The sequence below is a fragment of the Enterobacter sp. BNK-22 genome (assembly GCF_048684805.1).
GTDB lineage: Bacteria > Pseudomonadota > Gammaproteobacteria > Enterobacterales > Enterobacteriaceae > Enterobacter > Enterobacter quasiroggenkampii.
In genome coordinates, this window is record NZ_JBLQTT010000001.1 from 2,058,488 (window position 1) to 2,071,958 (window position 13,471).

15 protein-coding genes and 1 pseudogene are annotated in these 13,471 nt (G+C 58.0%); 7 read left to right on the forward strand and 9 right to left on the reverse strand.

Annotated elements, in window-relative coordinates:
• Nucleotides 1-42: 42 nt before the first annotated feature.
• Nucleotides 43-873: an N-acetylmuramoyl-L-alanine amidase gene (locus ACMGGE_RS09720; protein WP_262752332.1), complete on the reverse strand. Its 831-nt coding sequence runs from the start codon at nucleotides 871-873 to the stop codon at nucleotides 43-45.
• The gene (locus ACMGGE_RS09725) at nucleotides 870-1,193 is read right to left on the reverse strand and encodes a heavy metal-binding domain-containing protein (RefSeq protein ID WP_023310944.1); all 324 of its coding nucleotides are present in this window, start codon (nucleotides 1,191-1,193) and stop codon (nucleotides 870-872) included. Before ACMGGE_RS09725 ends, ACMGGE_RS09720 begins: the two co-directional genes overlap by 4 nt.
• Nucleotides 1,194-1,290: 97 nt before the next feature.
• On the opposite strand from ACMGGE_RS09725, the gene ACMGGE_RS09730 reads away from it, so the two are divergent.
• The 6 genes from ACMGGE_RS09730 (at nucleotide 1,291) to artJ (ending at nucleotide 5,811) form a co-directional block, all read left to right on the forward strand.
• Nucleotides 1,291-1,809 carry a lipoprotein gene (locus ACMGGE_RS09730; RefSeq protein ID WP_023335076.1) on the forward strand — a complete coding sequence of 173 codons (519 nt, stop codon included), beginning with the start codon at nucleotides 1,291-1,293 and terminating at the stop codon, nucleotides 1,807-1,809.
• Nucleotides 1,810-2,035: 226 nt separating this feature from the next.
• Nucleotides 2,036-2,764: an arginine ABC transporter ATP-binding protein ArtP gene (gene artP, locus ACMGGE_RS09735; RefSeq protein ID WP_008500030.1), complete on the forward strand. Its 729-nt coding sequence runs from the start codon at nucleotides 2,036-2,038 to the stop codon at nucleotides 2,762-2,764.
• Between the two features lie 19 nt (nucleotides 2,765-2,783).
• Complete coding sequence (gene artI / locus ACMGGE_RS09740) at nucleotides 2,784-3,515, forward strand: arginine ABC transporter substrate-binding protein ArtI (RefSeq protein WP_008500032.1); 732 nt, start codon at nucleotides 2,784-2,786, stop codon at nucleotides 3,513-3,515.
• A 6-nt stretch (nucleotides 3,516-3,521) separates the two neighbouring features.
• A complete protein-coding gene (gene artQ, locus ACMGGE_RS09745; protein ID WP_008500033.1) occupies nucleotides 3,522-4,238 on the forward strand; it encodes an arginine ABC transporter permease ArtQ in 717 nt (238 codons plus the stop codon).
• Nucleotides 4,238-4,906, forward strand: coding sequence for an arginine ABC transporter permease ArtM (artM, locus tag ACMGGE_RS09750; protein WP_028012513.1), 669 nt, complete (start codon nucleotides 4,238-4,240; stop codon nucleotides 4,904-4,906). The genes artQ and artM overlap by 1 nt, the downstream gene beginning before the upstream one ends.
• A 173-nt stretch (nucleotides 4,907-5,079) precedes the next feature.
• Nucleotides 5,080-5,811: an arginine ABC transporter substrate-binding protein ArtJ gene (gene artJ / locus ACMGGE_RS09755; protein WP_021240923.1), complete on the forward strand. Its 732-nt coding sequence runs from the start codon at nucleotides 5,080-5,082 to the stop codon at nucleotides 5,809-5,811.
• A gap of 86 nt (nucleotides 5,812-5,897) precedes the next feature.
• Here the strand turns inward: artJ and ACMGGE_RS09760 are convergent, their stop codons facing one another.
• Nucleotides 5,898-7,367 carry a sensor histidine kinase gene (locus ACMGGE_RS09760; RefSeq protein WP_420293707.1) on the reverse strand — a complete coding sequence of 490 codons (1,470 nt, stop codon included), beginning with the start codon at nucleotides 7,365-7,367 and terminating at the stop codon, nucleotides 5,898-5,900.
• Nucleotides 7,351-8,058 (reverse strand): response regulator transcription factor, encoded by a 708-nt coding sequence (locus tag ACMGGE_RS09765; protein ID WP_025912904.1) that lies wholly within the window; start codon nucleotides 8,056-8,058, stop codon nucleotides 7,351-7,353. Before ACMGGE_RS09765 ends, ACMGGE_RS09760 begins: the two co-directional genes overlap by 17 nt.
• Nucleotides 8,059-8,174: 116 nt before the next feature.
• On the opposite strand from ACMGGE_RS09765, the pseudogene ACMGGE_RS09770 reads away from it, so the two are divergent.
• Nucleotides 8,175-8,623, forward strand: a pseudogene (locus ACMGGE_RS09770) (hypothetical protein).
• Between the two features lie 90 nt (nucleotides 8,624-8,713).
• Here the strand turns inward: ACMGGE_RS09770 and rlmC are convergent.
• The 5 genes from rlmC to potG form a co-directional block, all read right to left on the reverse strand.
• On the reverse strand, nucleotides 8,714-9,844 hold the full coding sequence (rlmC, locus tag ACMGGE_RS09775; RefSeq protein ID WP_420293708.1) for a 23S rRNA (uracil(747)-C(5))-methyltransferase RlmC: 1,131 nt from the start codon (nucleotides 9,842-9,844) through the stop codon (nucleotides 8,714-8,716).
• Nucleotides 9,845-9,884: 40 nt separating this feature from the next.
• Entirely contained in the window at nucleotides 9,885-10,358 is a 474-nt protein-coding gene (locus ACMGGE_RS09780) for a YbjO family protein (protein ID WP_045908434.1), read from the reverse strand.
• 65 nt (nucleotides 10,359-10,423) lie between these two features.
• Nucleotides 10,424-11,269, reverse strand: coding sequence for a putrescine ABC transporter permease PotI (potI, locus tag ACMGGE_RS09785; protein ID WP_008503447.1), 846 nt, complete (start codon nucleotides 11,267-11,269; stop codon nucleotides 10,424-10,426).
• The gene (potH, locus tag ACMGGE_RS09790; protein WP_048222227.1) at nucleotides 11,266-12,219 is read right to left on the reverse strand and encodes a putrescine ABC transporter permease PotH; all 954 of its coding nucleotides are present in this window, start codon (nucleotides 12,217-12,219) and stop codon (nucleotides 11,266-11,268) included. Before potH ends, potI begins: the two co-directional genes overlap by 4 nt.
• A 10-nt stretch (nucleotides 12,220-12,229) precedes the next feature.
• A complete protein-coding gene (gene potG / locus ACMGGE_RS09795) occupies nucleotides 12,230-13,363 on the reverse strand; it encodes a putrescine ABC transporter ATP-binding subunit PotG (protein ID WP_021240929.1) in 1,134 nt (377 codons plus the stop codon).
• Nucleotides 13,364-13,471 lie beyond the last annotated feature (108 nt).

The window sequence follows — 13,471 nt, forward strand, 5'->3', positions numbered from 1 at the left end:
AAATAAGGTAATATGACCTTGTCAGGGGGCAGTCCTGAAGGACTACCCCTGCCCGTATTTCTCTAAAAGCGCCTCGGCGATGGCCAGGGTTTCTACGTCAGCCACGCCGTTCCACAGCGCGGGGCGGAAGTGCATCTGAAACGCGCAGATCACCCTCTTCTGCTGCTGTTCCGTGGCGTTGTCCGGCACCTCATAGCCATAGCGCTTCAGCACATCGAGCAGCGCCTCTCGTTCGACCTCCTGATAGCGCGGCCGTCCATTGATATAGAACGCCACGCGGGCAGGATCGGGCCAGGCACCTATCCCCTGCTGAGCCAGCTGCTGCCACGGAAACAGCGGACCGGGATCGTCTTTACGCTGCGGGGCGATATCCGAATGGGCCACCACATTTTCAGGTCTGATGTTGTAGCGGGTAATAATGTCTTTGGCGAGCGGCACCAGCGCCGCAATCTGCGCAGGCGCAAACGGAGTAAACGTTTTCACGCCGTCGCGCATTTGCCAGCCGCGGTTCTCGAGCTCAATGCCGACAGAGGTATCGTTGATGCGGTTTGTACCACGCCAGAAGCTGATGCCCGCATGCCAGGCCAGCTCGCTCTCGGGAACCAGCTGCCAGATGCGCGGCTTGCCGTCCGGCGCCGGGGGGCTGGCAGGGATCAAATAGTGAGAGCTGACGTTTTTATCCGTCAGCGTGGCCAGCGAGCTGTCAAAATCATCCGCGGTGTAGTGGATCACCAGCACCTTGATGCGCGGGTAAGCCGCCTGCGCCTGATGACGCGTATCCAGCTCGTAGGCGCCTTTATCAACAATCCCCTTTTCCGTGACGCATCCTGCCAGCAGCAGCGCCAGCAGGAATGTGGCAAACAAACGCGTCATCGCAGGGTTTTCACCGCCGTACCGCTTACGCTCACCATCAGCATGCTGGCATCTTTGCCGACCGTTTCGTAGTCGATGTCAATCCCCACGACCGCATCCGCGCCGAGGGCTTCCGCCTGCTCGCCGAGCTCTTTGAAGGCGATTTCGCGGGCTTTGCGCAGCTCTTTTTCGTATGCACCCGAGCGGCCACCCACGATATCGCGGATACCGGCAAAAAAGTCACGGAAGATATTGGCGCCGAGAATCGCTTCGCCGGTGACCACGCCGCAGTACTCGGTAATTGTCTGCCCTTCCAGGGTTGGCGTTGTTGAAAACTGCATGGTTTCTCTCCTTCTTTAGCGTTCAATGCCTTAGGCACAGCATTATCGGTTCGTTACGCTATGATTGAAAGGATAGTTAATAAATAAGGAAATCAACATGCGCTATTCAGCTTTAACACTCTTGGTGCCCTGCGCGCTGGTGCTCAGCGCCTGTACCACCACGGTCACGCCTGCCTTTAAGGATATCGGTACCCGCAGCGGCCCCTGCATTGAGGGCGGCCCGGACACCGTGGCGCAGCAGTTCTATGATTATCGCATCCAGCACCGCAGCAACGATCTCACCGGCCTGCGCCCGTATCTGAGCGATGGCCTGGCAAAACTGCTTAACGATGCCACCCGCGATCCGCAGCATAACGCGCTGCTGAAATCCGATCCGTTCTCCAGTCGCACCACGCTACCGGACAGCGCCGAAGTGGCCAGCGCGTCAACCATCCCGAACACGGATGCCCGTAATATTCCGCTGCGCGTGAAGCTGACGCAGGGCACCCAAACCTGGCAGGACGAAGTGCTGATGATCCGTGAAGGACAGTGCTGGGCGGTGGACGACGTACGCTACGTGGGCGGCAGCGTTCATGCCCCGGCAGGCACGCTTCGCCAGTCGATTGAGAACCGCTGATTCATCAATGATAAAAATGTTACCCCCGTAAAATGTCCGGCATTTCTTGCGGAATGCCGACATTTATACTCGCCGACCTTGCCGTTCGCTATTTTGTGCTATGTTTAAGAGGAAATACGGGTTATATTTAACTTTTAACGCAGAAATATTGCATAACTATTCTGTCAACGGTACTATCTGCGGCCTCAATTGCTATAGATTGCCTGGATGAGTAAAGACTGCCCCGATGAGTATTAAACTAAACGGCATTAACTGCTTCTACGGCGCACACCAGGCGCTGTTTGACATCACGCTAAACTGCCCGGAAGGCGAAACGCTGGTTTTGCTTGGCCCAAGCGGTGCAGGTAAAAGCTCCCTTCTGCGTGTTCTTAATCTGCTTGAGATGCCCCGTTCAGGTACGCTCGCGATTGCCGGTAACCATTTTGATTTCGCGAAGACGCCGTCTGATAAGGCGATTCGCGAACTGCGTCAAAACGTCGGCATGGTCTTCCAGCAATACAATCTCTGGCCGCACCTGACCGTGCTGCAGAACCTGATTGAAGCCCCGTGCCGCGTGCTGGGGTTAAGCAAGGATCAGGCGATTGCGCGTGCCGAAAAGCTGCTGGAGCGTCTGCGCCTTAAGCCCTACAGCGACCGCTACCCGCTGCACCTGTCCGGTGGTCAGCAGCAGCGCGTGGCCATTGCCCGTGCGCTGATGATGGAGCCTGCGGTGCTGCTGTTTGATGAACCGACGGCGGCGCTGGATCCGGAAATCACCGCCCAGATCGTGAGCATCATTCGCGAGCTGGCGGAAACCAACATTACGCAGGTTATCGTCACCCACGAAGTGGAAGTGGCGCGCAAAACCGCCAGCCGTGTGGTCTACATGGAAAATGGGTATATCGTTGAGCAAGGTGATGCGAGCTGCTTCGCTAACCCGCAAACCGATGCCTTCAAAAACTATTTATCTCATTGATTGTGTCAGGGGAAATATAATGAAAAAAGTATTACTTGCCGTGCTGCTTGCTGGCGTTACCCTTTCTGCTACCGCAGCCCAGACCATTCGTTTCGCGACGGAAGCCTCTTACCCTCCGTTTGAGTCCATTGATGCGAACAACAAAATTGTGGGCTTCGACGTGGACCTGGCTAACGCCCTGTGTAAAGAGATCGATGCAACCTGTACCTTCAGCAACCAGGCGTTCGACAGCCTGATCCCAAGCCTGAAGTTCCGCCGTATCGACGCCGTGATGGCCGGTATGGACATCACCCCCGAGCGTGAAAAGCAGGTGCTGTTCACCACCCCTTACTACGACAACTCCGCCCTTTTCATTGGTCAGAAAGGTAAATTTACCTCTGTCGATCAGCTGAAAGGCAAGAAAGTGGGCGTGCAGAACGGCACCACGCACCAGAAATTCATCATGGATAAGCATCCGGAAATCACCACCGTTCCGTATGACAGCTACCAGAACGCGAAGCTGGATCTGCAAAATGGCCGTATCGACGGCGTATTTGGTGATACCGCGGTGGTGACCGAGTGGCTGAAAGCCAACGACAAGCTGGCGCCAGTGGGCGACAAAGTGACCGATAAGGATTACTTCGGTACCGGTCTGGGGATTGCCGTTCGTCAGGGCAACACTGAGCTGCAGCAGAAATTCAACGCTGCGCTGGAAAAAGTGAAGAAAGACGGCACCTACGAAACCATCTACAAAAAATGGTTCCAGAAGTAATTCCTGATGAATGAAATTTTTCCTTTAGCAAGCGCCGCCGGGATGACCGTCGGCCTTGCCGTTTGCGCACTGATTATCGGCCTCGTGCTGGCGATGTTCTTTGCGGTGTGGGAATCCGCGAAATGGTTCCCTGTCGCCTGGACAGGCTCCGCGCTGGTCACCGTGCTGCGTGGGCTACCGGAAATTCTGGTGGTCCTGTTTATCTATTTCGGCTCCTCACAGCTGCTGCTGACGCTGTCGGACGGCTTCACGATCAATCTTGGCTTTGCGCAGATCCCGGTGCAGATGCAGATCGACAACTTTGACGTCAGCCCATTCCTGTGCGGCGTGATTGCCCTCTCCCTGCTCTACTCCGCGTACGCGTCGCAAACCCTGCGCGGTGCGCTGAAAGCCGTGCCGCAGGGACAATGGGAATCGGGTCAGGCGTTAGGGTTATCGAAATCCGCCATCTTTTTCCGTCTGGTGATGCCGCAGATGTGGCGCCATGCCCTGCCGGGGCTCGGCAACCAGTGGCTGGTGCTGCTGAAAGATACCGCGCTGGTGAGCCTGATTAGCGTTAACGATTTGATGCTGCAAACCAAAAGCATCGCCACACGTACCCAGGAGCCGTTTACCTGGTACATTGTGGCGGCGGCGATCTACCTGGTGATCACGTTGCTCAGTCAGTACATCCTCAAGCGTATTGACCTGCGAGCGACGCGCTTTGAACGGAGACCAGGCTGATGCTTGAATACTTTCCCGAGTTGATGAAAGGGCTGCACACCAGCCTGACGCTGACCGTGGCGTCCATTATCGTGGCGCTGATCCTGGCGCTCATCTTCACCATCATCCTGACGCTGAAAACGCCTGTTCTGGTGTGGATTGTGCGCGGGTACATCACCCTGTTTACCGGTACGCCGCTGCTGGTGCAGATCTTCCTGATTTACTACGGCCCGGGCCAGTTCCCGTCGCTGCAGGCGTATCCGGTTATCTGGCATCTGCTCTCTGAGCCGTGGCTGTGTGCCCTGATTGCCCTTTCGCTGAACAGCGCGGCCTATACCACCCAGCTGTTCTACGGGGCGATCCGCGCCATCCCGGAAGGCCAGTGGCAGTCCTGCGGGGCGCTGGGCATGAGCAAGAAAGACACGCTGGCAATCCTGCTGCCGTACGCCTTTAAGCGCGCGCTCTCCTCCTATTCCAACGAAGTGGTGCTGGTGTTCAAAAGTACCTCGCTGGCCTACACCATCACCCTGATGGAAGTGATGGGTCACGGACAGCTGCTGTATGGACGCACCTATGACGTGATGGTGTTCGGCGCAGCGGGCGTGGTGTATCTGGTGGTGAACGGTCTGCTGACGCTGATGATGCGCCTGATTGAGCGTAAAGCGCTGGCGTTTGAGCGCAGAAATTAACCACGCAAATGCATAAAACGGTATTCATGGAGCGGGTAACCTGATGGGTTATCCGCTTTTTTTTGTGATTAAAATAATACTTAATCATTTTTATTGCATATAAATTCATTAACTGGCATTGTACATCCAGGCCGCAGACACGGCGCATCAATAAGACAGACGGGAGCATTACAATGAAAAAGTTAGTTCTGGCCGCATTACTCGCCACCTTCGCCGCTGGCGCATCCGCTGCGGATAAAATCAATTTCGGCGTGTCCGCCACCTATCCGCCGTTTGAGTCGCTGGATGCCAGCAACCAGATCGTCGGTTTCGATATCGATCTGGCGAAAGCGCTGTGCAAACAGATGCAGGCCGACTGCACCTTTACTAACCATGCTTTTGACAGCCTGATCCCGTCGCTGAAGTTCAAAAAATACGACGCGGTGATCTCCGGGATGGACATCACGCCTGAGCGCAGCAAGCAGGTGGCGTTCACCGACCCGTACTACGCCAACTCGGCGGTGGTGATTGCGAAGAAAGGCGCGTATACCTCTTTCGATCAGCTGAAAGGCAAACGCATCGGGATGGAAAACGGCACCACGCACCAGAAGTACCTGCAGGACAAGCATCCTGAAGTGAAGACCGTGGCCTATGACAGCTACCAGAACGCGATTATCGACCTGAAAAATGGCCGTATCGACGGCGTCTTCGGCGATACTGCCGTGGTGAACGAGTGGCTCAAAACCAACCCGCAACTGGGCACGGCTACCGAGAAAGTGACCGATCCACAGTACTTCGGCACGGGCCTCGGCATCGCGGTACGTCCGGATAACAAAGCGCTTCTGGAAAAACTGAACGGCGCGCTGAAAGCGATTAAAGCGGACGGTACGTACCAGAAAATCAGCGAGCAGTGGTTCCCGCAGTAATGTCTTTTGCCGGGTGACGGCTTCGCCTTACCCGGCCTACGGGGGGATTTGTAGGCCGGGCAAGCGCAGCGCCGCCCGGCACTCTCTCATAACGGCACAAAGAACCTGAACCGTGCCCCGCTCACCGACTCCATTAGCCTGATCCCGCCCCCGTGCAGCTCCAGCATCCGTTTCACGATTAATAGCCCCAACCCGCCGCGATTCTCCCGCGAGGCCTGGGTATTGAGCGCCGACGGCCGCTGGAACAGATCGTCGCGCAGCGAGGCATCCACGCCCGTTCCGCTGTCGGACACTTCGACCTGCAGCTGTTCATTTTCCTGCCACACCGCCAGACGAATTTCTCCGCCGCCAGGCGTATGGCGCATCGCGTTATCCAGCAGGTTGGTCACCACGCGTTCAATCATCGACACATCGGCGTTTACCATCGGCAGCGGCCCCGGCACGTCAATATGCAGATTGACCTCTCGCGTGCGGGCCGTGAGCTCAAACTTCTGCGCCACGTCGGAAATCAGCTCCGCCATTGCGAACCGCTCGCGCTGGGGTTTAATACCACCGTGTTCAAGGCGTGCCAGCTCAAACAGCTGCTGCGAAAGATGCCGGACTTTTTGCCCCTGACGCAGCGCGGTGGCGAGATACTGCTGGTGCTCCTGCGGCGTCAGGGTGGCGGATTTGAGCGACAGGGTTTCGAGATAGCCCAGCAGTGAGGTCAGCGGCGTGCGGAGATCGTGCGAAATATTGGCGATAAACTCCCGGCGCTGGCGATCGCTGTCGGCCAGCCGATCCCACTGTTGGGTGATTTTGCGCGCCAGCTCGATAAAGCTGTTGCGCAGGATCGCCACTTCATCTTTTGCCGCCGTGTCCGGCGTCTGTGCCGCCAGCAGCCTGATTGCGCTCATGCTGTCCTGCTCCAGCCCGGCGACCTCCACCGTAAGCTGTTTGACCGGACGCGTGACCCAGTACCAGACCAGCAGCCCTGCCAGCAGCCCAAACAGCACGACCCACAGCAGTGACCACAGGACGGTACTCCACAGCGCCTTGTGCCAGGCCATTTCCGCCAGAGCGTTTGACTCCTCGCCCTGCAAGATAATGTACAGATAGCCTTTTAGCTCCCCGTCCTGCCGCAGCGGCGTGGCACTGAAGACTTTTTGATTTTGACTGCGCGGATCGTCGCCCAGTACCGGCATGGTGGTGCCGCTCAGGAAGCTCTGCACCGGCGCCAGGTCGATTTTTTGCCGCTGAATATGGCCCGGCGGTGCGGCATCGGCGAGGATATCGCCGTCAGGAGAGATAACGTACAGCTCAACGCTCGGATTAAAGGTCATCAGCCGGCCAAACAGCGGTTTCAGTGCGCTGCGGTCGACCCGGCCCTGCGCGTCCAGAATCGGTTCGCGCTGGACGATCTGCTGCGCCAGCCCACCCGACAAACGCTGCACCATTGCGTTACCGTACTGCATGCTGCTGTAGAGCTGTACCGCGCAGGCGACGGCGGCGCAGAGCATCATCAGCAGGATGAAGAGCAGCGTCAGGCGCTGGCTCAGGCTAAAGCGACGCATCATGCTGCGGCTCCGCAAATTTGTAGCCCTTGCCCCAGACGGTGCGAATGATCTCCGGCTCGGCGGCGTCCTTCTCTATCTTGATGCGCAGGCGGTTGATATGGGTGTTGACGGTGTGCTCGTAGCCTTCGTGCTGGTAGCCCCAGACCTGCTCCAGCAGCGCCAGACGGGAGAACACCTCGCCGGGATGACGGGCAAAGAAGTAGAGCAGCTCGAACTCGCGCGGGGTGAGGTCCACCACCTGGCCGTGAAGCAGCACGCTGCGCGCCAGCGGATCGATGGTCAGTCCGTGCGCCTGAATGTGTCCGTCGGTTTGCGCCTGCCCCATCGCCTGCTGGCGACGAAACAGTGCTTTGATACGCGCAATCAGCTCCTGCACGGAGAACGGTTTTGCCAGATAGTCGTCGGCGCCGGTTTCCAGCCCGGTGATGCGGTCGGTTTCGCTGCTGCGGGCGCTGATGATGATCACCGGCAGGTAGCGCGTCATCTGACGGATGCGGCGGCAAATCTCCAGACCGTCCACGTTGGGCAGCATCAGGTCGAGGATCACCGCATCCCACGTCTGTGCTTCAAGACGCTGCAGGGCGTTGCCCCCGTCGGGCTCGTGGGTGATGGCGTAGCCTTCGTCTTCTAAATTGAGTCGCAGAAGCGCCGCGATATCGTGGTCGTCTTCCACCAGCAGGATCTGCTTCATGGGTAAGCCTTCATTCATTTCTTATGCCGTAAGCTTACCTGATTTCGCCGGGATGAAGAGTTCACATTTTGTTGAAGATTTGGAAGGTAACAAACCAACATACTGAGGATGTTTATATGTCGATCGTCTCGTCTTTTTCAGACACACTTCTCACACTTCCTGTTAATCACAATACCGATTTCACCGATCTGGCCGACAACTGCCAGCGCTACTGCGAAGCGCTGGTTGAAGAAACCGATCCTGCCAGAAAAATCGCGCTCTGTGGCCGCCTCGCCACCTGTCTTGCCTTGCTCCGCCCGATGCTGCTGGAACCTGTGCCGGAGCATTTGTATGAACGATTAACGGTGGACGTTTTCCCAGAAAGAGAACCTGCATTCAACGCGGAGCCTGATCAACTGTGCCGTTATTGTGAGGAGATTACGCAACTCTTAATAGGGGGGTACTTGCGCCGGAGTCAGCCCGCGTGATGGGTGATCTGCTCTTTGAGCTGACAGGCTATTTTGCCGACCAGTTGAAAGCGCCACGCTGGCTTAAAAAAGAGGCGGGAGTCGCATTCCTGGGTTGAGCAAACAAAGCCGGGTGGCGGCTACGCCTTACCCGGCCTACTCCGGATCGTAGGCCCGGTAAGCGCAGCGCCACCGGGCGATGTTGAGGATTAGTGCGTTTTCACCAGCAACGTCAGCACTTCATAGTGCGCGGTGTGCGGGAACATATCAAAAAGCTGAACGCGTTCAACGCGATAGCCCGGTAGTTGCGCAATGTCTTTCGCCATGGTCTGCGCGTTGCAGCTGGAATAGATGATGTATTCCGGCGCCATCTGGCTCAGGTAGTCGCACAGCGCATTGCCGATGCCGCGGCGCGGCGGGTTGACCAGCACCAGCTCCGGCACGTTGCCCTGGCCGGTCGCGAACTGCGTGGAGTCCAGCGCCTGGAAGCGCAGATTCGTTAACCCCAGTTCGGCGGCGGACTGCTTCGCGCAGGCAATTGCTTCGGCAGAGATCTCAATGCCGGTGAGCTGCATCTCCGGCGTGGCGCAGTGCAGGCCAAACCCGCCCACGCCGCAGAACAGATCCCACATGTGGTCAACGTTCAACGCACGCACCCAGTCGCGGGCAGTGGCGTACAGGCTGCTTGCCACGGTCGGGTTGGTCTGGAAGAAGCTTTGCGGGCGGATCCACAGCGGCACGCCGTTGAAGCTCTCCGCCAGCGCGTGCTGGTCGGTGAAGAAAATCTCTTTCTCCCCTTCCATGATCGCCATATGTACCGGCTGAATGTTCGCCGTAATGACCTTAAGCTGCGGAAGCTGTTCCTGCAGCCACGGCAGCGCCGCGCGCAGCTGCGCCAGCTTAGTTTCAGAGCGCAGCACGAAGCGCAGCATCATGCCGCCGTCGATCTGGCTTTCGGTCAGCAGAAGGTATTTCAGCTCGCCGCGCTTGCGGGCCACGTTATAGGGCGTTAACCCTGCCCGGGCAATAAACGGCTTGAGTGCGGCAAAGACCGGCGCAAAGGAAGCGGGATAGAGCGGGCAGTCGGTTAAGTCTTCCGGCGTGCCGTCGCGGTGCAGCATCCCCAGCAGCGGTTTTTCCACGCTGCCGCTGACCACCATTTTGGCTTTATTGCGAAAACCCTGCTCAGGGCCGCTGACGGGTGCGCACCACTCGCCCACCGCGTGTTCTGCCAGCAGCTGTTGCAGGTCGGCCATTTTGGCGGTGAGTTGTTGAGAGACCGGTTGTTCTATCCACTGACAGGAGCGGCAGCGTCCGGCGGCATAGAGTGCGCACTGCATATGAAAACCTTAAAAATCACGAGGGCTGCGATTATACACATTATTGCAGGCGGAAGAACCGCCGACTGGAGGCCGGAACGAAGAGAAGAAAGAGCACCAGCATGTCCGGCAGTTTTTGCATAAACAGCGCGCGCAGGATCTCGCGTTTGGACTCACCGGCAATACTGAACAGCTCCGGGTAGCCATACCCCAGCGAAGCGGCCCAGAGATAGCTCGCCGCGGTAATCTGCGTCAGCATATAGACCCAGCGCGCCCAGTTGCGCCCTTTAACCAGCGAAAACGCGCAGTAGATCTCGATAAACACCAGCACCAGACTGCTCAAAAAGACCAGCGTCAGATTCCACGTCTGCACGCTGCGGTGAATGAATTCACCGATGCCGCGCACACCCAGGGTATTCAGAATCATCAGCACGTCCAGGCAGCGGATCATAATAATGGCGAGCGCCGCCACCTGAACCAGTGCAGGTACGTTAGGACGTGCGTGCGTAATACGTGATTTTTTTAATAATCCCAATGTTTTACTTCCCTGAAAAACAGTGCCGCGTCATGCGCGGCACATCACTGGAAATTTTAAATCCTTCAGCCGCGTCTTGCACGCTGGATATCGCGCACGCGCTGTTTTTCCGCGCGCGCCATCAAATACCAGGCGATAAATCCGACAATTCCGACCACACCGAGGATGATAGAGGCCAGGGCGTTGATCTCCGGGTTGACCCCCATGCGCACGCTTGAGAAGACCAGCATCGGCAGCGTCGTCGCCCCCGGGCCGGAGACAAAGCTGGCGATAACCAGATCGTCGAGCGACAGGGTAAACGCCAGCAGCCAGCCGGAGATCACCGCCGGCATAATCATCGGCAGGGTGATGATGAAAAAGACCTTCAGCGGCGTCGCGCCGAGATCCATCGCCGCCTCTTCAATGGACCGATCCAGCTCGCGCAGGCGCGAGGCGATTACCACCGCGACATAGGCGGTACAGAAGGTGACGTGCGCCAGCCAGATGGTGAGCATCCCGCGGTCCGCCGGCCAGCCGATGGCGTGCGCCAGGGCCACGAACAGCAGCAACAGCGCGAGACCGGTGATCACGTCCGGCATAACCAGCGGAGCGGTGATCATAAAGGCGAAGCCGTTTGAACCGCGAAAACGTCCGAAGCGCACCATCACCAGCGCGGCGATCGTGCCCAGCACGGACGCCATGGTCGCCGCCAGCGCCGCAATGGTCAGGCTCAGCCCCACCGCGCTCATCATCGCATCATCGTGGAACAGCTCGCTGTACCAGCGCGTCGACCAGCCTGCCCAGACCGTCACCAGCTTGGAACTGTTAAACGAGTAGATCACCAGCATCAGCATCGGCGCATACAGGAAGGTAAAGCCGATGACCAGGATCGCAATTCGCCACGGGGAGCGCACTACCGGTAAGTTGTTCATCCGTGATCTCCCATCTGTTTCTGCTGATGCTTGTGGAACCACATGATCGGCACGATCAGCAGCAGTAGCATCACGATCGCCACCGCCGAGGCCACCGGCCAGTCGCGGTTATTGAAGAACTCCTGCCACAGCACGCGGCCAATCATGATGCTGTCAGGCCCGCCGAGCAGTTCCGGGATCACAAACTCCCCCACCGCCGGGATAAAGACCAGCATCGACCCGGCGATAATGCCGCCCCTGGTCAGCGGGACAATGACGCTGAAGAAAGTTTTTAACGGACGGGCACCGAGATCGAGCGACGCTTCTACCAGCGAGTAGTCGATACGCGTCAGCGCCGTGTAGATCGGCAGCACCATAAACGGCAGATAGGCGTACACAATGCCGATATAGACCGCGAGGTTGGTGTGCAGGATCGTCAGCGGCTGATCGATAACCCCGAGCCACATCAGGAAGTTATTCAGCACGCCGTTGTTTTTCAGGATCCCCATCCACGCGTAAACGCGGATCAGGAACGAGGTCCACGACGGTAAAATCACCAGCAACAGCAGGATGTTACGCGTTGACGGCTTGCTGTGCGCCACCGCCCACGCCAGCGGGTAGCCCATCACCAGACAGCAGAGCGTCGAGATCGCCGCCACCTGCAGCGACTGCAGATAGGCTTCGAAATAGAGCGGGTCGTCGGTGAGCTGCAGGAAGTTACCCAGGTTTAAGGTCAGCGTCAGCTGCCCGTCGGCCCAGTCCAGCAGGTTGGTGTAAGGCGGGATCGCCCGCGCCATTTCCGCCAGGCTTATCTTGAAAACAATCAGGAACGGCAGCAGGAACAGCAGGATCAGCCACACGTACGGCATGGCGATCACCAGCTTGCGGCCGTGCTTCATCTGCATGCGCGTCAGCCAGTGGGCAAAGCCGCCCGGCTTTTCGACGCGGGCTGGAGGTTCAAGTGTACTCATTGGCCGCTCCTTATACCGTCAGCACAACGCAACTGTCTGCATCCCAACACAGGCGCACTTCGTCGCCCCAGGTCGGCTGTCCCTTGCGATAGCGATGTTCGTTCTGTAACTGCGCGCTGAGCATCTGCCCGCTTTTCAGGCGCACGTGATAGATAGAGAGATCGCCCAGATAGGCAATGTGCACCACTTCCCCGACGGCAAAGTTATAGCCATCAGCAGGCGGGTCTTCACAGAGCATGATCTTCTCCGGACGTAGCGCGACGTAGACCGGCACGTTATCCACTACCGAGTTATCCGGATCGACCTTAAGCGGATGCTGCAACCCCGGCGATTCGATGACCAGACCGTCTTCCTGACGATCTTTCAGCAGCCCTTCGAAAACGTTAACCGAGCCGATGAACTCCGCGCTGTAGCGGGTGGTCGGATGCTCATAAATCTCTTCCGGTTCACCAATCTGCACGAACTTGCCGCGGTTCATGATGGCGATACGTCCGGCCATGGTCATGGCCTCTTCCTGGTCGTGGGTCACCATCACGCAGGTCACCCCCACGCGCTCAAGGATATCGACCACTTCGAGCTGCATACGGTCGCGCAGCTTTTTATCCAGCGCGCCCATCGGTTCGTCAAGCAGCAGCAGTTTCGGGCGTTTTGCCAGGCTGCGGGCCAGGGCCACGCGCTGACGCTGGCCGCCGGAGAGCTGGTGCGGCTTACGCTTGGCGAACTCCTGCATGTGCACCAGGCTCAGCATCTCGGCCACGCGCGCGGTAATTTCGGCTTTCGGCAGCTTGTCCTGCTTCAGGCCGAAGGCGATGTTCTGCTCCACCGTCATGTGCGGAAACAGTGCGTAGGACTGGAACATCATGTTGATCGGGCGCTGATACGGCGGCACGCTGGAGAGATCCACGCCGTCGAGCACGATCTGCCCGGCGGTGGGCTGTTCAAAACCGGCCAGCATGCGCAGCAGGGTCGATTTACCGCAGCCAGAGGCCCCCAGAAGGGCAAAAATTTCGCCTTTATAGATCGTCAGGCTGACGTCGTCCACGGCATGCTGGCCATCAAAAGATTTGGTGAGGTTACGAATTTCAAGCAGCGGGGTCAGCGCTTTACGGACTTTCGCCTGCGGGCGGGGGATCGCGTCATTCACGGGGTGTTCTCCGGTAGAGATCAAAACTGGTGCAAACGCACCGTCAGGGTGCGCATCGCCGGGCGGCGCTAATGCTTGCCCGGCCTACGGGTTGTAGAGGCCCGGTAA